An 18672-nucleotide genomic window follows, 5' to 3' on the forward strand; every position below is an offset into this window, starting at 1 on the left:
GGCAGTCGCCCCTTATTACTGACCGAGGGTCAGTACCTTCTGCATCATGGTTTTGGCGGTGTTCATCATTTCGGCGTTGGTCTGGAACGACCGGCTCGCGGAAATCATGTCAGCCATTTCTTCCACCACGTTGACGTTCGGGTAGTAGACGTAGCCCTTGGCGTCGGCCGCCGGATGGTTCGGCTCGTAACGCGCTTCGAGGTTGCTCTGGTCTTCGACCACACCGAGCACCTGCACGCCCTGCCCGGCTGCGTCCTGGCTCTGGAACAGCGAGTTGCTGCCGCTGTTCTGGCCGCCCTGGAACATGGTGGCGAATACCGGGTGACGGGCGCGGTAGGTCTGGTCGATGCTCGACGAGACGGTTTCGGCGTTGGCGATGTTCGAAGCCACGGTGTTCAGACGCGTGGTTTGTGCGCTCATGCCGCTGCCGGCAATGTTGAAAACGCTGGACAGGGACATGGATTACTCTCCGCGCAGGGCTGACACCAGCCCTTTGAATTTGCTGTTGAGCAGGGTGAAGCTGGCCTGGAAGCCGACCGCGTTTTCCGCGTAATTCGACTGTTCAAGCTGGGCGTCCACGGTGTTCTGGTCGATCGAAGGCTGCATCGGCGTGCGATACATCAGCGACTCATCGCCATTGCCCAGGCCTTCAGCTTCGATGTGACGGCTGTTGGTCATGTTCAGGGCGATGGTGCCGTTGGCGTTCTTCTGGGTCTGTGCCTCAAGCACTTTGGAGAAGTCCAGATCCCGAGCCTTGTAGTTCGGGGTATCGGCGTTGGCGATGTTGTTGGCCAGCACTTCGGCACGCTGGGCGCGGAAGCCCAATGCCTTTTCGTGAATGCCGAGCGCTTTATCGAAGCTGATGCTCATGTCGGGAACCTTCGGGTGACCGGTTTTTCGTACCTGAGCTTTAGCAAGCCCCGTGCCAAACAGAAAAACCCCCGTAAACCGGGGCTTTGCGAGAAGTCGGCAACGCGGCAATGCCAGAAAAGCGGCAACCGGTTTCCGCTGGCTGCCGCTTTTCTGCCGCTTCGTCCTGTTAACACCTCCCCCTGCAGGAGCTGCCGAAGGCTGCGATCTTTTGATCTTGATCTTGAAAAACAAAATCAAAAGATCGCAGCCTTCGGCAGCTCCTACGTGAAGCATGCGGCAAAAAAAAGGAGCCCCTGAGGGCTCCCTTCTTTTGCCACATGCTTCACTTGGCCTGGTAAATGATCCCCGGGCTGCACTGGACCATCTGGTAATGATCCGGCAAACCGTTCAGCGCTTCGGAGGCGCCCAGGAACAGATACCCGCCCGGCTTCAGCGTGCTGTGAATGCGCAACAGGATGTCCTTCTTCACCTCGGCGGAGAAGTAGATCAGTACGTTGCGGCAGAACACGATGTCGAACTTGCCCAGGCTCGCGTAGCTGTCGAGCAGGTTGAACGAACGGAATTCCACCCGGTTCTTGATCGGCGCCTTGATCACCCAGCGCCCCGGCCCTTTCGGGTCGAAGTAACGCTGCAGACGGTCGGCGGACAAACCGCGACCGATCGCCAGGCTGTCGTACTCGCCGGTCTTGCAGTTGGTCAGCATGCTGCCGGACAAGTCCGTGGCAACGATCTGCACGCCCATCTTCAACTGGCCGAGATTGCTGCGCTCGAACTCATCGATCGACATCGACAGCGAATACGGTTCCTGACCCGACGAGCACGCCGCCGACCAGATCCGCAGACGCTGGTTGGGACTGGCCTTGATCGCCTCGGGCAGCACCTTGTTCTTCAAGACCTCAAACGGATAGGTGTCACGAAACCACAGGGTTTCGTTGGTCGTCATGGCATCGACCACCTGCTCGCGCAAACCGCTGCGCGGCTGGGTCTGGATGCGCTGTACCAGCTCACCCAGGGACTTGATGCCTTGCTGCTCCATCAGTTTGTTGAGACGGCTCGAGACCAGGTACTGCTTGTTTTCACCGAGCAAAATGCCACAGGCTTTTTCCAGGAAGACCCGGAACTGTTCGAAATCCAAATTACCCGTAGACAATGATGCCGCCTCTTAAATCGTGTTGACCGCCAGGGACAGAAGGTCCCTAGCTGATATCTGCTGCTTTGATCCGGTCGACTACCCGGGATGCCAGGTCATCAGGACGGAATTTGGCCAGGAAGTCATCGGCACCGACTTTCTTGACCATCGCCTGATTGAAGACCCCCGACAACGAAGTATGCAGGATGATATGAAGTTTTTGCATGCGCGGGTCGCTGCGGATCTCCGCCGTCAGGGTGTACCCGTCCATCTCCGGCATCTCGATGTCGGAAATCATCATCAGGAACTCTTCTTCCGGCTTCTTGCCCTCATCGACCAGCTTGCGCAGGTAATCCAGCGCCTGCTTGCCATCGTTCAGCGCCACCACTTCGACACCGACCGTCTGCAGGCAACGCGTGACCTGCTTGCGCGCCACCGACGAGTCATCGACCGTCAGCACCCGCAGCGACAACGCCTTGCTCTGGGTCTCGACATCGACCACACCGACCGAAATCGCCTCCGGTGTCGGCGCGACTTCCGCCAGCACCTTCTCGACATCGATGATTTCGACCAACTGATTGTCGACCCGAGTCACAGCGGTCAGGTAGTGGTCGCGCCCCGTGCCCTTGGGCGGCGGATGAATCTCTTCCCAGTTCATGTTGACGATGCGCTCCACCGAGCGGACCAGGAAACCCTGGGTCTTGGTGTTGTACTCCGTGATGATCACGAACGGACTGTTCTTGTCTTTCAACGCCCCGGAGCCGGTCGCCATTGCCAGATCAAGGATCGGAATGGTCGCCCCCCGAATATTCGCCACCCCGCACACGACAGGACTGGACTTGGGCATCAACGTCAGCGACGGGCACTGCAGCACTTCCCGTACCTTGAACACGTTGATTCCGTAGAGCTGCTGACCGTCGAGACGGAACAACAACAGCTCCAGGCGATTCTGCCCTACCAGTTGCGTGCGCTGGTTCACCGAATCCATTACACCAGCCATGCCCAGACTCCTACACCAACGCCAAGTGTTGTTGCGACGCACATTCATTGCTAAACGGCACGGCGCTTGCTTTTTAACTCGTATGAACGCTCAAACGACATTTTTTCGACGCCTGACCTCCCGCACCCGCAAAGCGCTGTGCGCGACGTCCGCCGTCTGCTTGTTTTTCGCTGGCAGCCCTGCCGGTGCCGATACGGTTACCTTGCCTGACATGCTTATCGGCGTCACTCAGGGCTTTCTTGAGTTCACCGTAGAAGACTATCTGGCTACCAGTCAAACGGAAGGCCGCTACGAAATCGAGGTCAACCAGCTCGACCCACGTATGCGCATGCCTATGTGCGACAAGGAATTGACAGCGTCGCTGGAGAGCCCGGCACGTCCGCTGGGCCGGGTAACGGTCAAGGTCCGGTGCGAGGGAAGCTCGCCGTGGACGGTGTTCGTGCCCGCTCAAGTCCGCCTGTTTCGCGAGATTGTCACCACCACCCGGCCCCTCAAACGCGCCGGGATTATCGGGCCGCAGGACGTGACCCTGCGTGAACGCGACGTCAGCCAGATCAATCAGGGCTTCCTGACGTCGGTGGATGACGCCATCGGGCAGAAATTAACCCGACCAACGGTCGCCGATCAGGTCATTACCCTGGTGCATCTGGAACAGGCGGAAGTGGTGCGCAAGGGTGATCAGGTGGTCATCATCGCCCGCAGCGGTACGCTCGCCGTGCGTATGCCCGGTGAAGCCCTGGCCAATGGCGGTCTGAAAGAACAGATTCGGGTGAAAAACCTCAATTCCAACCGGGTCATCAAGGCGCAAGTCGTTGCGCCGGGCCAAGTGGAAGTGGCCATGTAAAACGCTCACGCAGAAAACTGGCGCGCGCCCCGACGCTTCCCTAAACTGTGCCGCAGCAGGACACGCTTCGGCACATGCAGCTCATTGCAAAGTGAGCCTAAAGTTTTTCAGGGAATGGCCGAAAACATGGCAAGCGTCCAAATTCCCAGAGGTTTTTAACATGGTCATCGATTTCAGCCGTTTGAACAGCTCCTCGTCACTTACGGGCAGTACACGTACCAGCAACGCCAAGGAAACCGCCGAAACCGGCACCTCCGCGCCGCTGAATACCCCGGCCGAAACGGCCAGTACCGCAAAAAGCGGGGAATCGGTACACCTCAGCAATGAGGCTCAACAGTTGCAGAAGGTCACTGACAAGCTGCGCGATCAGCCTGCCGTCGACAAAGCCCGCGTGGCCGAGTTGAAAGCAGCGATTGCCGATGGCAGCTACAAAGTCGACAGCAACCGTGTAGCCAGCAAACTGCTCAACTTCGAAGCCCAGCGCTAGGCTTTTGCCGGCGCCAGGCTTTTGGACGCTTAGAACCCAAGGCCAGCCATGCACGACACTAATTTATTGCAACTGATCACCGACGACTTTGCTCCAGCTCAACAATTGCTGGAGTTACTGCAAACCGAGTCCCTCGCCTTGCACGGTCGCGACATGCCTCTGCTGGAAGATATTCTGGCGCGCAAACAGGCATTGATCATTCTGCTTGAACAGCATGGCCGCAAGCGCAGCGAAATCCTTGCCAGCCTCAACCTGCCGCTCGACCGTCAGGGCCTGGAGCAACTGGCCAGCCACTCGAGCATTGGCGACCAGTTGCTGTCGCAGAGCGATGTGCTGACCGACCTGATTGCCCAGTGCCAGGCGGCCAACGTCAAAAACGGTCAGTCGATCCAGATTCAGCAGGCCGCCACGGCCAATCAGCTGAAAATCCTCACCGGGGGCGAGCCTCCAGCGCTGTATGACGCCTCCGGCACGTTCGCCAAACCTACCAAGCCGCGTACGCTCAGCCAGGCGTGAGCCATTCGATGTGCCTGCACTATCAACCCGCGAAACATGCTGGCAAAATGCTGGCTAGTCGTAGTCAAATTTTGTCTGGAGATTGAGAAAACGTGCCAAACGCCCTAAGCGCGGATGATAGTCCGCAGCCACCAAAGGTGCTGACCACGCCCCTGGAAATCTCCAGCAACCTGCGCCAGCTGCAAGAAAGCCACGATCCGCTGATCATCACCTTCCATGAGCGCAGCCAGCGCTTCCAGAGCTACCTGATCAAGGTCGACCGTGAAACCGCGACCATCGCCCTAGACGAAATGATCCCGCGCGATGGCGAACGTTTTCTGCTGGCGGGCGAGCCGTTCAAGGTCGAAGGCTTCCACGAAGGCGTGCGCATCGCCTGGGAATGCACTGGCACCTTGAACATTGAAGAATCCGAGAGCGATCGCTTCTACACCGGCGAGCTGCCGACCGAAGTGGTTTACCACCAGCGCCGCAACGCCTTCCGCGCTGCGTTGAAGCTGACCGATCTGGTCAGCGTCGAACTCGGCGGCGAAAAGCTCAAGGCACCGATCAACGGCAAACTGCTGGATATTTCCGCCACCGGTTGCAAGCTGCGCTTTGAAGGCGACATCACTGATCGCCTGCAGCTGGGCCAGGTCTATGACCGCCTGATCGCTCCCCCGCTGTTCGGCAATCAGCCGACCTCGGTCGAACTGCGTTATCTGCATTTCGAAGAAAAGCTCAACATCACCTTCGCCGGTCTGCGCTTCCACAACATCAGTGGTCAGGCTGCGCGCAACGTCGAGCGCTTCGTCTATCAGCTGCAACGTGAAGCACGTCGCTTCGACAAAGACGATCTCTGAGTCGAACGCGCAAAAAAAAAGGGCAGTCCTTGGCGGGACTGCCCTTTTTTATTGGCAAATAATCTGGCAGCGGTGAGTCCCTTGTGGCGAGGAAGCTTGCTCCCTCGCCACAGTTACAGCGTCACTGCCTGAATAGCTTTATCGTCACCGATTCAGGGTCTGGCACCACTGATGTCCGGTGTTGGTTTATCGTCCTCATCAGCGGGATCAGTTTCCGCCGGCGCTTCGGGCTGCTCTTCGGATTCTGGCTCCGGCTCCGGCGTGACCGTGGTCTGCATCTGCTCCTGCACCACCTGCTCATCGACACGCGGGTCGAGGGCGGCCACCAGCGGCGAGCTGGACATGCTGTCGGGCATTGCCACGTGGTGCAGCGGCGCGTCGTCGACCTGGTGCAGATTGGTCACCGCTTTCGGACGGATGCGCCACACCAGCACCAGCGCAAAGAAGCTGAAGAACGCGTACAGACTCTGGCTGCCGAACAGCTTCATCAGCACACCCGCCAGCAGCGGCCCGATACTGGCGCCGACACCGTAGGTCACCAGCAGCATCGCCGTCAGCGACACCCGGCGATCGCCTTCGACGTGGTCGTTGGAGAACGCGACCGCCAGCGGATACAGGCAGAACTGCACCAGCGAACAGAGGAAGCCGACCACGAACAGCACTTCCAGCGGCACCTGCGGCAGGATCGCCAACGGCAATGCCGCCACCGCCAGGAACCCGGCAAAGCAGCGGATCAGCAGCGCCCGATCATAACGGTCGGACAACCAGCCCAACGGCCACTGCACCAGCAACCCGGCAAAAATACAGCTACCCATGAACAGACCGACCTGCTCGGTCGACAGCCCCTGCTGCGAGGCATACAGCGGCGCCAGACCGTAGAACGAACCGATGATCAGACCGGCCCCCAGCACCGTGCTCAACGATTGCGGCACGCGTTTGATAAAGAAGCGTGGCTCCATCGGGGCCGGATGCAGCGGCGCCGGGTGAATCCGCCGGGTCAGCGCCACTGGCACCAGACACAGCGCGAAGCACAGCGCGACCAGCATCAGCAGTTCCAGGCCAAGGCCGGGGTGCATGACCAGAATCAGTTGACCGAGCACCAGCCCCAGGTACGAAGCGATCATGTAGCCGCTGAATACCAGGCCGCGCTGATTGGCGTCGGCCTGCTCGTTGAGCCAGCTCTCGATCACCATGTACTGGCACATCATGCCCAGACCGACGATGGTCCGCAGCACCAGCCACGCCGGCAGCCAGTCGACCAGGCCGTGCCCGAGCACTGCCGCGCCAACAATCCCGGCACACGCCGAATACGCACGGATATGCCCGACCCGGGCAATCAATCGGTGACCGATCTTGCCGCCCAGCACCAGGCCGAAATAGTTGGCCGCCATCAGCGCACCAACCCACAGCCCGTCGACATGGTCAGCGGCCAGGCGCAAAGCCAGATAAGTAGATAAGAGGCCCGAGCCGATCAACATCATCAGCGAGGCGAAATACAGCGCTCGAAAGGATTTCCAGATTTGGCGCATCGGCGTTCCGAGCGGCTCCTTGCAGTAAGTATCGGGCTATCCAAACGATAGCCCGATGGCGACAGTTCGTCAGGCCTGGGCTGCTAGAACACGCCGTTCCCAGGGAGTGATTTCATCAAAGAAGCTGGTCAACTCCATGGTCTTCGAAGCGATGTAGCCTTCGATGAACTCCTGTCCGAACAGTTCCTTCGCCAATTGGCTACGTTTCAGACGCTCGAGAGCGGCATGCAAGGTACACGGCAGCGAAAGATTGTCCGGCACTTCGAATTCGCCTTGAATCGCTTCGGTCGGTTCCAGTTCATGCTCGATCCCATGCAAGCCAGCGGCCAGGCTCGCGGCAATCGCCAGATACGGATTGGCATCGGCACCGGGCAACCGGTTTTCCACGCGTCGAGCCACCGGCGAACTGGCCGGAATCCGCAGCCCAGCCGCACGGTTGTCGTGAGACCAGCAAGCATTGTTCGGTGACGCATACGGGTGGCACAGACGCTGGTAGGAGTTCACGTTCGGCGCAAACAGCGCAGTGAAATCAGCCATGCCCGCCTGCTGCCCGCCGATGAAGTGACGGAACATCACCGTCGGCTGACCGTTCTCGTCGTTGAACACATTCTTGCCGGTGGCGATCTCGACGAGGCTCTGATGGATGTGCATCGAACTGCCCGGCGTGTGCGCCAGCGGCTTGGCCATGCACACTACCGTCAGGCCGTGCTTGAGCGCGACTTCCTTGAGCAGGTGCTTGAACAGGAAAGTCTGGTCGGCCAGCAACAGCGGATCACCGTGCAACAGGTTGATCTCGAACTGGCTGACGCCCATTTCATGCATAAAGGTATCGCGCGGCAGGCCGAGCGCCGCCATGCATTTATAGACTTCGTTGAAGAACGGCCGCAGACCGTTATTGGAACTGACGCTGAACGCCGATTGACCGTCTTCGCGACGTCCGTCGAGGCCGACTGGCGGACGGAACGGCTGGGTTGGATCGGTGTTCGGCGCGAAGACAAAAAATTCCAGCTCGGTCGCCACCACTGGCGCCAGACCGCGCGCGGCGTAACGGGCGATGACTTTTTTGAGTTGGCCACGGGTCGACAGATTGGAGCTTTCGCCGCTCAGCTCGTCGGCATCGCAGATGGCCAGGGCCCTTGGCTCGTCGCTCCATGGCAGGGGATGGATCATGCTCGGCTCGGCCACCAGCGCGAGGTCGCCGTCATCACTGCCGTAAAACCGCGCCGGCGGATAACCGCCCATGATGCATTGCAGCAGCACACCCCGCGCCATCTGCAAACGCCGCCCTTCGAGGAAACCCTCGGCGGTCATCACCTTGCCTCGCGGCACGCCATTCAAATCCGGCGTGACACATTCAATCTCATCAATGCCGGTCAGTCGCTGCACGAGTGAACGCTGGCCATCGCTTGTCATGACGCAATCCTTGTTATTGTGCGAGCCGCGAACGGCGACCCGTACAAAATAGGCTCCGGCTGTTCGGAATATCAAGCAGCGTCAATCAAAAACCCAAACAACCTGAATACCCTCTGTAGGAGCTGCCGAAGGCTGCGATCTTTTGATCTTGAAAAACAAAGTCAAAAGATCGCAGCCTTCGGCAGCTCCTACACGGGTGCGCGTCAGATCAAGGCAGGTAGAGGCTGAAGATGCCGCCGCCCAACGGCCCGCCGTTGCGGATTTCGGTGTGTCCGACCACGCCATTGCGCTGATGCAACGCGGCAATGCGGTTGGCGAAATACAGACCCAACCCGGTGCTGCCGCTGCTGTGATTGATGCCCTGTACGTAGTCGGCCTGGCGTTCGAGCATCTCGGCCGGATAACCGTCGCCGTCATCGTTGATGCTCAACACCAGTTGCCCGGCCTCGTCGCTGACGGTGATCAGCAGCGACTCGCGGGCATGGCGAATCGCGTTGTTGATGCAGTTGCCCAGCACCGAGGCAATCAGCTCACGATCGAAGAACCCCAGCGGGCTCAGCGGATCGACTTCATAGGTGGCGATAATCCCGCGACTGGCGAACACCTCTTGATGCGCCGCCAGTTGCGCCTCGATGAAGTCATCAAGCTCGTGATACGCCGGTTGCAGCGGCATCTGGTTGACACCGAGCTTGTACAGCCCGAGCAACTGCACCAGCATGCCGTTGAGGTGGGCGAACTCGAAGTCGATCACGCCCTGCTCCGCCCCCGTACGCTGTTCTTGAGGCAAGCGCGCCAGCCACTGGCTGTGGGCCTGCATCAGCATCGCCAGCGAGTTCTTCATGTCGTGAACGGTGGAGGCAATCACCGTGGAGAAATCCAGCGCCGGATCAAAGTGGTTCATTCGCCAAACGCCTTGCTTTTCAGCTTCTGATAACGCGCATAACGCGCGTCGGTGTCGGGCATCAGGCCGACCATTTTCAGGCAGGCCCGACATTCTTCCAGCTCCGCCGACGGCACGTTGGTGTCGGTACCGTGCAGCAGCGACTGGGCCATGTTCAGCGCGATACTGATGTTCTTCGGTTGCATCTTCAGTGCCTTGCGGAACACCTCACGGGCCTCCACCAGGTTGCCGGTCTTGTACACGCGCACGCCCTGCCGGTTGAGGTCGGCGGCGGCGTTGCTCGAGTTGAGAATAGTCGGGTCGTCAGTGAGCTTGGCGATGTCTTTCATCACCGCCGGATCATCGCCGTAGATCTCCGCGCAGCTCTTGAGCATCGAAGTACCCGCCTCGGCCTGTCCGAGCATCTGCAACTGCTTGGCGACCAGTAGCGCCGCCTCGGGGCTCATGAACTGCTCCATGCCGTCGAGGCGCATCAGCGCTTGCTCGGTGAGCTTGTCGGCCGTCTCGGCATCGTTGAGCAGCAGACTGGTCGCCTTCATCAGGCGCGCTCGAATCTGCAGGCCCGGGTCCGTCGGGTTTTCCTTGGCCACGGCGCTGAGGGTGGTGTTGATCTCCAGCCGCGTGCGGGTGTCGAGACCGCGCTCGCTGCCTTTGCTGATCAATGCATGGGCCAGGCCGAGGTTGCTTTCCGGATCCTTGAAGCGCGACTGCGCGCCCTGCGCCACCGCCTGACGATAGGCGCGGGATGCGGTGTCGAAATCCTCGTTGGCCATCGCCAGTTTGCCGAGCAACGCTTGCCGGCGCACCGCCAGCGGCGACAACCGAATCGCCTCCTCCAGCACCCGCTGCGCGCCTTTGGTGTCGCCCTCGGCAACCAGCACATCGGCCATGCCGTCGTACAACGCCGGCATCATCGGGAACACTTTCAGCGCTTTTTCGTAGACGCCTTTGGCCTGCGCCACTTGCCCACGCTTGAACAGCAACTTGCCCAACCCGGCAAACGCCCACGGCAGAGGCCGATCGGCAATGATGCTGTCGTAGAGGCGTTCAAGGGCTTCGTTCTGATTCATGTCGCGCAGTGCATCGGCGCGATAACGCAGGCACAGCGGCGAATAACGGATGTCCTGCTTGCACAGCGCAATGCAGGCATTGAGCACCTCGACCGGCTTACCGCGATCAAGGGCTTGCAGAATCGGTTTGAGCAATGTCTTGCGCTGCTCCAGACGCTCCAGACGCTGAGCCAGGCCGGAGCGGTTGAACGGCTTGGTCAGGTACGCATCCGGCTCATGCTCCAGGGCACTGAGCACCATGGCCTGACTGGTCTCGGCCGTCACCATGACAAATACCGCTTCATGGCTGATGAGCTTTTCCGACATCAGGTCTTCCAGCACCTGCTGGCCGTTCTTCTTGCCGTCGCCGAGATGGAAATCCTGCAGGATGAAATCGTAGGACTTCTGCGCACACATCTTCAGCGCCTGCTCGCCGGTGTCGGCGGTGTCCACATCCTTGACCCCCAGCTCGCGCAGCATCGAACGCACGGAACTGCGGAAATCCGAGAAATCATCGACGATCAGAAAACTCTTTTGGTGATACGACAGCATCGAGGATTTCCAGGCAATTGAAGTGAGGGCAATTTCAGGCGCGCAGATGATAGCTGCAGGCCAAATGCTATCAAGCGATTTCACGCGACTTTTAAGTCACCGAGTGGGTTATCGGCCACAAGTGACGTTCCCTGAAGCGGACACTTCAAGATTCCTCGTACAGCGATTACCCTGCGCACCGGCTTACCTTTCCACTACAAGGTTTATCTCGTGTACATCAAAGGACGTTACATCGTGTCCGCCTGTGCGCTGCTGTTTATCCAGCAAGCGATGGCGGCTGGAATGGATTGTGCGAAAGCTTCGAGCGCCGTCGAAAATACGATTTGTGCAAATAAAGGGTTGTATGACCTGGATGCGCAGATGGGGATGCTCTATCGGCAACTGATGACCACCTCTGCGCAAGCCCAACCGGACCTGAAGCAAACGCAGCGTAGCTGGTTGAAAACACGCAATGAGTGCGTCGAGGATGTTGCCTGCCTGGATTTGCGCTATCGCGAGCGCCTGCAACTTTTGCAAACGCAGTGGACACAGTTCGCCGCCCATCAACCGGATGGTGTTGATAAACAGGTCTTGGATGACCTCCAAAACAGTATTCGGGCCGCGAGCAAAACTGATCCGCAATTTGCCCTGGAACGGACACTCGCCTCACTGTCATTGAAAAGCCCTGGGACCACGTTTTCCGCCGACCCGGACGCCGATCAATTCTCAGACAAAACGCACTTCCCCAAGACGCGGCCCAAAGGCGTTTCCCAAGACGAATGGAAGGCCTTGAGCACCACCGAGTTCGACGCAGATACGGCCCTGGGCCGGACCATGTTTACCTTGATTGACCTGGACGGTGACCGGCAACGTGACCTGATAGTCGAGACCTACACGGGCGGCACCGGCCTGTACACGTTCGTCGAGACCTTTCGCCGTGAGGGCGACAAGTTCAACCGCAGAACCCCGGCGTCCGACGGCGAATCCATTGGCGGTTCGCTCTACTCTACCAACGACCGCGGCGCCAACCAGTCGGTCAACTGGGTCAATATTGGTGGCAAGGTTTACGCGGCTTATCGCGCCGGCGCCTACGGAGTTGATCGGGTGTATTTGCTCAACCCCCTGCAAATCAACCACGAAGTGCCCATCATCGAGGTTCGCTACGACTACCGACTTAGCGTTCCCCGGACTCAGCACAATGAGGACGGCAAGACGACATTCAAACTGGAGCCAGCTCTGCATCAGTCACTCAACCAAGCATTGACTCATGTAACTGAAAGTCAGACTCAGGCCAGCGAGCAGAGAACACCGATCTGCCCGATTCCACCAACGGCCACCGATACTGAGGGGTATTACAGCTATGGAGCCGGCTATTACGCCATCGAGTCGGTCGCTGACTTCCCGGTGATCATCGGCAAGGAGTGTTTTATCGGCCGGATGAACAATTGGTTCGGCGCCTACAGCGAGAAGGACGGGTTATTTGCGCAAATGACCGTGCGCAAGCCAGACCCGGAAGACGGTGGACGTACCTATGAGGTCAAAGGACGTCGTCAGCTGAGCGGGGTCAGCACCTCGATTGGCAAGTTCGAGGAGAACGGCGACAACTAGCCGAATGATCTCAATCTCAGCGAGTGCTGGTAATCACAGCACTCATGTATTGATTCAAGTCGCGAAGGTCCTGAATCTTCACTACGCCCCTCCATATGTCATACGGGGTAATCCTCCCAGCCAGGCCCTCCGTAAGGAGTTTTATCCAGCTCGGGAAAATCCGTGGTCCACTCACCCCAATCCATGTACTCATAGTACTTAGTCATCGCTTCGAAGTAGCTTGCCGCCTCAACCTCCCAAACCAGCTTCGACCCCGGCTCAAGGAGTGCACGTGATTCATCGCCGTGAGGCCCCGAGGGACAAAACAACTGCAAGCCATCGGGCTCAAACCATAATTCATGATTCAAAGTTCGCCCTCATTTGTGAAAGAACGATTGGCTGAAGCTCACTACAACGCGAACCCGCCACTTCACCGTAAAGAGGTTAGCGGACGCTCCGTTGATCACACGTGGCATTGTAACCATCCATAGCATCAATAAACTCTTGAGCAATGCCATACACGGTCTCATAGTCGTATCGACGACCAAGCTTCGGTGTCCAATACCGGCCATGTGCAAGCCAGTGCCGGTATTTAAATGCCCCAACCAGTTCACCGAGCAAAACAACGGAAATATCCGTTTTTTCACGCCAAAGAACTAGGAGGTCATCCTCAAGGCGGGCTTTGTTTGCTTTGTCCTTGTGAAGATCCTTCATAGATTTTGACAAGGGATCGCGTAGACGATCATAAACTCGCCTAAGGTAGTCAAGCCGAATGGCGGCCTCTACTGAAGAAAGCACCGAGAGAGAGCTTGTGAAGCTCAGTTCCGCTAAAGACCTATCGCGAACCTCATCCACTTTGGCGTCGGCATAGCGATCCAGTAGGGCCTGGGAACTGCCAGCAAAGAACTCGAAAATACCTGCCTGGACGTCCGCATGATGGTTAGCAATATCTTCCAAGCTTTGCTCCTGGGTAGAAAAGCTAACCCTGTCACCCATTGACGACTCCCATCAACGCTTCCCGAAAGGATTCCTTCGTCACATCGATGTATGTGATACGCGGAGGGGGCGTAGCTATTTTCCATATCCAAGTTTCAGGTGGAGCAACAGGCTCAGATGAGGTAGGTTTCTCTCCGACCGATATTCGAATGCGAGGCTCTCTCGTACCAGGCGGTACCACTACAAATCGCGCCAGTCCTTTAGGACCTTTCATATCAATGCGCCCGCGCGCGCCCACCAAAAATGTACCGATCGGTGTGAGCTTGACTATTTGTCGCCCCAAGCTGATCCGGGCCTCCTTCATGCTGTATGCCCCCAGCAACTCCTCACTCAAAGAGATGTCTACAAAGTCGAGACTTGCCATCCCAGTTGAGGTGTACTCATCGAGACTCTCTCTGACGAGCGAATAGAATTCATCCGCCTTTTTGAACCACATCTCTTTTTCAGCAACGAGATCTATACCCCCGTCACCAACGCCAGCCGACTCATTAAGCTGTCTAACAAACTCTTCAAATTTATCGCTCATCTAGATTTCCTTTTTAAGCATGATCAGCGCATCGAATCGCATTCCTCATGATACGCGGGTAAACCAATTCGGATGCAGCATCCTTCAATACGAAGCTAGCACTACTCATGAAGTCTTGAGGTCGCGCCCTGACAGCAGGTTGGAGCAGGCCTATTTAATTGTGATCCTGACGCACTTTTGAGCCTTCCGGACCAAAGTGGCATTCCCTCACTTTGCCCTGGCTGCGAGTCGCCGAGAATTTCCCCGGGTTCGAAATTCCCACAGTTCAGGGGTATTTCACCAGTGGTGGAACATCCGGATTGAGGGGAGATTTCCACCGATGGAGTAAACCTTTCCCTCGCAAAATCAAAAGCCTGTCATCGGTACGCGACACGTTTTCATAATTCACAAAACGTGTCGCGGCACCTGCCCCACCGGAATGGGATGGCAGGTCTAGCCCCCAATTGAGGTTGGGTCGCTCAACTTCCCCCGTTAGGGAGTGTTCCTCAAATTGAGGAAGTCCCACCACTCGCCAGCGCACGCCCCCGCACCCGACCTCAGATTGAGGGTGAACGCATCGTTCGCCTGAGCCGCTGTATCACTTTGCCTAGTATCGACTTACTGCAACAAAAATCCCCCCTTCCGATCCGCCAAAACCAACTATTTCAGTCCCATTCCATCCTGTCGCGCGTAGCATATAATGTGCACCCTAAAAACACTGGATATAAGATCAGATCATGCCTAATGTGGGTTTGAATTAGCTCAAACCCAACCGAGGCCATCCAATGAACACTGCTAAGACCGCTCGAGGTCGACAACACAAACCGACTCGCTCAGAGGTGGCCGCGGCGTGGGGTCGCCTGCGCGACGCTGCCAGCGAAGGAAGCATCCAGGCATCCGCCCTCCTCATCGCGCTTGCGGAAAACAAACCGGTCATTGCCATGGAATCGCCCGCCGCATGACTGAGCGCGACAAGAGCGGGAAATGGAAGCCCGGGCAGTCAGGCAATCCAGGCGGGCGCTCCGGGCAAACACAGGAGCTTCGCGCTCGACTTGCCGAGGGGGCGGACGCAGTTACAAAAAAGGTGCTTGCGGCTGCCAAGAAGGGCGATATGCAGGCGTGCCGACTGATCCTTGAGCGCCTGGTTCCACCAATCAAACCGACCTCCGAGCCGGTGCAATTCGAACTCGACGATACGGACTTACCGAGCGCAGCCAAATCAATCATGCGTGCAGTTGCCGGCGGACAACTCGCGCCCGACCAAGGCAAGTCACTCATTGAAGGCTTGGGCGCCGTTGCCCGAGTGATCGAGGTCGCCGAGCTTCAAAAGGCCGTCGAAGAACTCCGCACGCAAATGGAGGGAATGCAGCAATGAGCATCAAGTCATTGAAGGCAGAACTACAAAGGATCGCCCAGAAGATCGGCGCCGCGGATGAAACAGTCCTGCTGATTGTGCTCGCAGTGATCCGAGCGAATACAAGAAAGATCCAAGCGGAAGAAGACTTTCCGAAAACCGCTGGGCACCAAGTCGACTATCGAATTCAGGGGCGGAACGTATCGCTGTTCTTCCCCTTCGCAGAGATGGATAGCGACCAGGGTGAGCAAATGGCGAAAGCCATCATTCTTCACACTCGACAAATTGAGCGTGCCGGCCGGACAGCTCAAGTCGGCATTCTCGATATGCGCGTCGCCCCCGAGGAAGGGGCTTGGATCGTTACCTGGCCTCCTGAAGGTGTCTCGATTGAGCAGCACGCTGCAGAGCAATACCAACGGATCGTGGAGGCGCGTAATGAACATTCGTAACCAAATCGCCCGCCTGAAGCAGACCGCCGGCGACTCCCAGTTTAGCAGCGACGCTCGGCAGATCAGGCAGCTGATGGACGAGTTGAGCGCCGAAGCCGTCGGCGGCGCCGCTGCTGGGAAAACGTCTCTCCTCGAAATTCTCAACGCCTCTACGTGTTCCGACCGCTCGACTCCAATCCCAAACAATCCAAAGGTAACGCAATGAAAATCGGCAAACGCTCAGTTCTCAAGGTCGGCTTGGCCAACCTCCACTACTCCGAATACGAGCACTCCCGCATTGAGTCTCATACCTTCTCTATCCAGCGTCCGGACGGGACCAAAGGAGTATGGCAAGCCGGCGGTTTGATGAAGTCCGCTCGCCAGCTTCAAACACTGGCGCTGGAGACCTTCAAAGACTTCGGCGAAGAGATCGTCTCGATCCGGGAAAACAAAGATTTCAACTCGTCCGCGATCGAGCGCTTGAGCAAAGAGAAAATCGCAGGCGTGACAGACGCCCTACTTCCTGCAATGCAGTCGGTCGCGAAGGATATGCTCACCCTGGCCGAAACCGTCACCAAAGGCTTCTCTCCTGTCACTCCGCGCGCGAGTAGCGATATCGCAGGCTTTCTCGCAGACCAAGAACTGAGAGCCCTTGTGCGAGGCCTCAGTCCGGAAGAACGCCGCAACCTCATGTCCGAAGCGCGCCAGGGTGGTCACCCCGATATCGTCGAAGCAGTGCTAAGAGCAAATCCGATGCTCTCGGGTCTCAACTCTGAAGCTGCAGCGAGCCTTTCCCGAGCGGGCATTGCCGCATCTCGCGCAGACGATATTGACGCTCTTCGCCAAATGCTGGCCGTCTACGACGATGTGCTCGCCACCACTTCGCAGGTCGGGGTGTCGCTCAGCGGGATGATTGCCAACTCGACAGGCTACGCAGGTCGATTCGAAAAATGGCGATCGGGGTGTGACGGCTCGGAAGCGTTGCGCGCTTGGCTGGAAAAGATCCCAGCTCGAGGCAAGCCAAAAGCCGCAGAAGAAGAAACCGAAGCCGCGTAATCGGTTCGGCGTGCGGCCGTCACTGCGCGGCCGCCAAACAGGAGCAAATACCTTGACCACCGCCGATGGGACGGGATGATCATTTCGGCGTCGATCTATGCTGAAGATAAGATCTAAACAAATTGGGAAAGAGCGATGATCAATCAGCAAATCTATGAATACTTTTGATCCAAAACTCGGAGCCCTGCCTCGATCACGCTCATCGCACTCTCAACACGCTCAACTGCCTTGTCCACACTTTCTTGTGTCTTAGCTGTCAGCTTTGCAGTAAGCACCTGGGTGTCCGTTAGCGGAGGTTTGTGAACCTCCACTGCTAACGCATCGAGCGCAGCTTGCATCTCTTCAGCGCGCTCCGCCCACTCCCACCCCGTTTTTACAACGACTTTATCCAGGATTTGGCAGTGCTCGATGAACTCTTTGAATTGCGTATTGATTGGATCTTTATTTACAGCATCTATTACTATAGACGCTCTCATAGGAGGACAGTATCTACTCCAATGATCAGTTAATCGCTCGATGCTCGCCTCAATTTTCCTGAATGCAACATTGGCATCCCACACCACGCCGTAAGCCTTGCTGTGATTAAGCTCCTGCTTCCAACTGGTTAGTCCCTTATAAGCCAAGGCTGCCACCACACCCGCGGCAAGGGCTTGGAATAATGCAGAAATCGAATTTATGAATGCAAAAGCGTCCTGCGTACTATTGGGCTTATCGCTATTGAAGCCGGCCCAAAATACAGCACCACATATGACAAGAAGGGCAGCTAGCAGAGCGTAAAAGCCTGCAGCATAAGGATTTTTCATAACATTTGATCAGTACGTCGCTAGAGGGATGGCGATAATAATGTGTTCGACCAATAAAAAGGTATGCCTGAGCTGATACGCACAGATTCTGATTTATTGCCTTTCCCGCTTGATAAGTAACACTCATAGTGCAACAGTATTAGTAGAACACCTTAACTGATACGGACAGCACATTATGTTCATCCGCGCATACCTCCGAGCATCGACTGAAGAGCAGGACGCCGGCCGCGCCCGAGCATCGCTCGAGCAATTCGCCACTGACCACAATAAAGTGATCGCGAGCGTGTATCTGGAGAACGCCAGCGGCGCCTCGGTAGATCGACCTGAGCTGCTGCGCCTGCTCAAGGATGCGCGCAAGGGTGACGTCTTGCTGGTGGAATCGATAGACCGCCTCTCGCGCCTTCCTGTGGAGGATTGGCAGAAGCTCAAGGCTGCGATCGACTCCAAGGGCTTGCGCATCGTCGCGCTGGATCTACCGACCAGCCACCAAGGAATGCAGGACACTAAAGGCGACGAGTTCACCGGTCGGATGCTGGGGGCGATCAACTCAATGCTGGTGGAGATGATGGCCGCGATAGCCCGCAAGGATTATGAGCAACGCCGTGAGCGCCAGGCCCAGGGCATCGAGAAAGCTAAAGCTGCTGGCAAGTACCAGGGCCGCCCGATCAACTCGGATTTGCACAGGAGAGTCGTTGAACTGCTAGGTGCAGGCCTCGGTATCCGTGCGACAGCTAGGCACGCCAACTGCTCTACAACAACCGTGCTACGGATTCGAGATTTGACTTCGCAGTGACCTCCTAACTTACCCAAGCACATCGTAAGTTAAGGGCAA

At 57.5% G+C, this 18672-nt stretch carries 21 protein-coding genes; 10 read left to right on the forward strand and 11 right to left on the reverse strand.

Annotated elements, in window-relative coordinates; translation table 11 throughout:
- Window positions 1-15 precede the first annotated feature (15 nt).
- The 4 genes from flgC to NN484_RS22420 form a co-directional block, all read right to left on the reverse strand.
- A complete protein-coding gene (flgC, locus tag NN484_RS22405; protein ID WP_003227217.1) occupies window positions 16-459 on the reverse strand; it encodes a flagellar basal body rod protein FlgC in 444 nt (147 codons plus the stop codon).
- A gap of 3 nt (window positions 460-462) precedes the next feature.
- On the reverse strand, window positions 463-870 hold the full coding sequence (gene flgB, locus NN484_RS22410) for a flagellar basal body rod protein FlgB (RefSeq protein ID WP_007917581.1): 408 nt from the start codon (window positions 868-870) through the stop codon (window positions 463-465).
- A gap of 325 nt (window positions 871-1195) precedes the next feature.
- Window positions 1196-2023 carry a protein-glutamate O-methyltransferase CheR gene (cheR, locus tag NN484_RS22415; RefSeq protein ID WP_007963053.1) on the reverse strand — a complete coding sequence of 276 codons (828 nt, stop codon included), beginning with the start codon at window positions 2021-2023 and terminating at the stop codon, window positions 1196-1198.
- Window positions 2024-2069: 46 nt separating this feature from the next.
- On the reverse strand, window positions 2070-3002 hold the full coding sequence (locus tag NN484_RS22420; protein WP_041074300.1) for a chemotaxis protein CheV: 933 nt from the start codon (window positions 3000-3002) through the stop codon (window positions 2070-2072).
- Window positions 3003-3084: 82 nt separating this feature from the next.
- Between NN484_RS22420 and flgA the strand changes: the two genes are divergently transcribed.
- The 4 genes from flgA (at window position 3085) to NN484_RS22440 (ending at window position 5688) form a co-directional block, all read left to right on the forward strand.
- On the forward strand, window positions 3085-3846 hold the full coding sequence (gene flgA / locus NN484_RS22425; protein WP_127651386.1) for a flagellar basal body P-ring formation chaperone FlgA: 762 nt from the start codon (window positions 3085-3087) through the stop codon (window positions 3844-3846).
- A 160-nt stretch (window positions 3847-4006) separates the two neighbouring features.
- On the forward strand, window positions 4007-4333 hold the full coding sequence (gene flgM / locus NN484_RS22430; protein WP_064588763.1) for a flagellar biosynthesis anti-sigma factor FlgM: 327 nt from the start codon (window positions 4007-4009) through the stop codon (window positions 4331-4333).
- Between the two features lie 48 nt (window positions 4334-4381).
- The gene (locus NN484_RS22435; protein WP_127651385.1) at window positions 4382-4849 is read left to right on the forward strand and encodes a flagella synthesis protein FlgN; all 468 of its coding nucleotides are present in this window, start codon (window positions 4382-4384) and stop codon (window positions 4847-4849) included.
- Between the two features lie 92 nt (window positions 4850-4941).
- A complete protein-coding gene (locus tag NN484_RS22440) occupies window positions 4942-5688 on the forward strand; it encodes a flagellar brake protein (protein ID WP_215502107.1) in 747 nt (248 codons plus the stop codon).
- Window positions 5689-5840: 152 nt separating this feature from the next.
- On the opposite strand, the gene NN484_RS22445 is transcribed toward NN484_RS22440, so the two are convergent.
- The 4 genes from NN484_RS22445 to NN484_RS22460 form a co-directional block, all read right to left on the reverse strand.
- A complete protein-coding gene (locus NN484_RS22445; RefSeq protein ID WP_215502108.1) occupies window positions 5841-7217 on the reverse strand; it encodes an MFS transporter in 1377 nt (458 codons plus the stop codon).
- Window positions 7218-7286: 69 nt separating this feature from the next.
- Window positions 7287-8528, reverse strand: a complete 1242-nt coding sequence (locus NN484_RS22450) for a glutamine synthetase family protein (RefSeq protein WP_274659325.1) — start codon at window positions 8526-8528, stop codon at window positions 7287-7289.
- Window positions 8529-8838: 310 nt separating this feature from the next.
- Window positions 8839-9531, reverse strand: a complete 693-nt coding sequence (locus NN484_RS22455; protein WP_215502109.1) for a sensor histidine kinase — start codon at window positions 9529-9531, stop codon at window positions 8839-8841.
- The gene (locus NN484_RS22460) at window positions 9528-11132 is read right to left on the reverse strand and encodes a tetratricopeptide repeat-containing response regulator (RefSeq protein ID WP_127651380.1); all 1605 of its coding nucleotides are present in this window, start codon (window positions 11130-11132) and stop codon (window positions 9528-9530) included. The genes NN484_RS22455 and NN484_RS22460 overlap by 4 nt, the downstream gene beginning before the upstream one ends.
- A gap of 210 nt (window positions 11133-11342) precedes the next feature.
- On the opposite strand from NN484_RS22460, the gene NN484_RS22465 reads away from it, so the two are divergent.
- Window positions 11343-12719: a lysozyme inhibitor LprI family protein gene (locus NN484_RS22465; protein WP_274657925.1), complete on the forward strand. Its 1377-nt coding sequence runs from the start codon at window positions 11343-11345 to the stop codon at window positions 12717-12719.
- Between the two features lie 423 nt (window positions 12720-13142).
- Here the strand turns inward: NN484_RS22465 and NN484_RS22470 are convergent, their stop codons facing one another.
- Window positions 13143-13655 (reverse strand): hypothetical protein, encoded by a 513-nt coding sequence (locus NN484_RS22470; protein ID WP_274657926.1) that lies wholly within the window; start codon window positions 13653-13655, stop codon window positions 13143-13145.
- Between the two features lie 31 nt (window positions 13656-13686).
- Window positions 13687-14220: a hypothetical protein gene (locus tag NN484_RS22475; RefSeq protein WP_274657927.1), complete on the reverse strand. Its 534-nt coding sequence runs from the start codon at window positions 14218-14220 to the stop codon at window positions 13687-13689.
- 937 nt (window positions 14221-15157) lie between these two features.
- Between NN484_RS22475 and NN484_RS22480 the strand changes: the two genes are divergently transcribed.
- Genes NN484_RS22480 through NN484_RS22495 form a run of 4 tightly spaced genes read left to right on the forward strand, consistent with a single transcriptional unit; the run spans window position 15158 to window position 17037 of the window.
- Window positions 15158-15574, forward strand: coding sequence for a DUF5681 domain-containing protein (locus NN484_RS22480; RefSeq protein ID WP_085730375.1), 417 nt, complete (start codon window positions 15158-15160; stop codon window positions 15572-15574).
- Entirely contained in the window at window positions 15571-16002 is a 432-nt protein-coding gene (locus tag NN484_RS22485) for a hypothetical protein (protein ID WP_274657928.1), read from the forward strand. Before NN484_RS22480 ends, NN484_RS22485 begins: the two co-directional genes overlap by 4 nt.
- Window positions 15989-16207, forward strand: a complete 219-nt coding sequence (locus tag NN484_RS22490; RefSeq protein WP_274657929.1) for a hypothetical protein — start codon at window positions 15989-15991, stop codon at window positions 16205-16207. Before NN484_RS22485 ends, NN484_RS22490 begins: the two co-directional genes overlap by 14 nt.
- Window positions 16204-17037, forward strand: coding sequence for a hypothetical protein (locus NN484_RS22495; protein WP_274657930.1), 834 nt, complete (start codon window positions 16204-16206; stop codon window positions 17035-17037). The genes NN484_RS22490 and NN484_RS22495 overlap by 4 nt, the downstream gene beginning before the upstream one ends.
- 152 nt (window positions 17038-17189) lie before the next feature.
- On the opposite strand, the gene NN484_RS22500 is transcribed toward NN484_RS22495, so the two are convergent.
- On the reverse strand, window positions 17190-17840 hold the full coding sequence (locus tag NN484_RS22500; protein WP_274657931.1) for a hypothetical protein: 651 nt from the start codon (window positions 17838-17840) through the stop codon (window positions 17190-17192).
- Between the two features lie 175 nt (window positions 17841-18015).
- Here NN484_RS22500 and NN484_RS22505 point away from each other — a divergent pair, with 175 nt between their 5' ends.
- Entirely contained in the window at window positions 18016-18633 is a 618-nt protein-coding gene (locus NN484_RS22505) for a recombinase family protein (protein WP_274657932.1), read from the forward strand.
- The last annotated feature ends 39 nt before the right edge of the window (window positions 18634-18672 follow it).

The sequence above is a fragment of the Pseudomonas serboccidentalis genome (assembly GCF_028830055.1).
In the GTDB taxonomy this organism is placed as follows: domain Bacteria; phylum Pseudomonadota; class Gammaproteobacteria; order Pseudomonadales; family Pseudomonadaceae; genus Aquipseudomonas; species Aquipseudomonas serboccidentalis.

Excerpts from the sequence above, each read along its gene's own strand:
- flgC (WP_003227217.1), bottom strand. The coding sequence starts at position 459 with ATGTCCCTGTCCAGCGTTTTCAACATTGCCGGCAGCGGCATGAGCGCA.
- flgB (WP_007917581.1), bottom strand. The coding sequence starts at position 870 with ATGAGCATCAGCTTCGATAAAGCGCTCGGCATTCACGAAAAGGCATTG.
- NN484_RS22420 (WP_041074300.1), bottom strand. The coding sequence starts at position 3,002 with ATGGCTGGTGTAATGGATTCGGTGAACCAGCGCACGCAACTGGTAGGG.
- flgA (WP_127651386.1), top strand. The coding sequence starts at position 3,085 with ATGAACGCTCAAACGACATTTTTTCGACGCCTGACCTCCCGCACCCGC.
- flgM (WP_064588763.1), top strand. The coding sequence starts at position 4,007 with ATGGTCATCGATTTCAGCCGTTTGAACAGCTCCTCGTCACTTACGGGC.
- NN484_RS22435 (WP_127651385.1), top strand. The coding sequence starts at position 4,382 with ATGCACGACACTAATTTATTGCAACTGATCACCGACGACTTTGCTCCA.
- NN484_RS22445 (WP_215502108.1), bottom strand. The coding sequence starts at position 7,217 with ATGCGCCAAATCTGGAAATCCTTTCGAGCGCTGTATTTCGCCTCGCTG.
- NN484_RS22450 (WP_274659325.1), bottom strand. The coding sequence starts at position 8,528 with ATGACCGCCGAGGGTTTCCTCGAAGGGCGGCGTTTGCAGATGGCGCGG.
- NN484_RS22455 (WP_215502109.1), bottom strand. The coding sequence starts at position 9,531 with ATGAACCACTTTGATCCGGCGCTGGATTTCTCCACGGTGATTGCCTCC.
- NN484_RS22460 (WP_127651380.1), bottom strand. The coding sequence starts at position 11,132 with ATGCTGTCGTATCACCAAAAGAGTTTTCTGATCGTCGATGATTTCTCG.
- NN484_RS22475 (WP_274657927.1), bottom strand. The coding sequence starts at position 14,220 with ATGAGCGATAAATTTGAAGAGTTTGTTAGACAGCTTAATGAGTCGGCT.
- NN484_RS22480 (WP_085730375.1), top strand. The coding sequence starts at position 15,158 with ATGACTGAGCGCGACAAGAGCGGGAAATGGAAGCCCGGGCAGTCAGGC.
- NN484_RS22485 (WP_274657928.1), top strand. The coding sequence starts at position 15,571 with ATGAGCATCAAGTCATTGAAGGCAGAACTACAAAGGATCGCCCAGAAG.
- NN484_RS22490 (WP_274657929.1), top strand. The coding sequence starts at position 15,989 with ATGAACATTCGTAACCAAATCGCCCGCCTGAAGCAGACCGCCGGCGAC.
- NN484_RS22495 (WP_274657930.1), top strand. The coding sequence starts at position 16,204 with ATGAAAATCGGCAAACGCTCAGTTCTCAAGGTCGGCTTGGCCAACCTC.
- NN484_RS22500 (WP_274657931.1), bottom strand. The coding sequence starts at position 17,840 with ATGAAAAATCCTTATGCTGCAGGCTTTTACGCTCTGCTAGCTGCCCTT.
- NN484_RS22505 (WP_274657932.1), top strand. The coding sequence starts at position 18,016 with ATGTTCATCCGCGCATACCTCCGAGCATCGACTGAAGAGCAGGACGCC.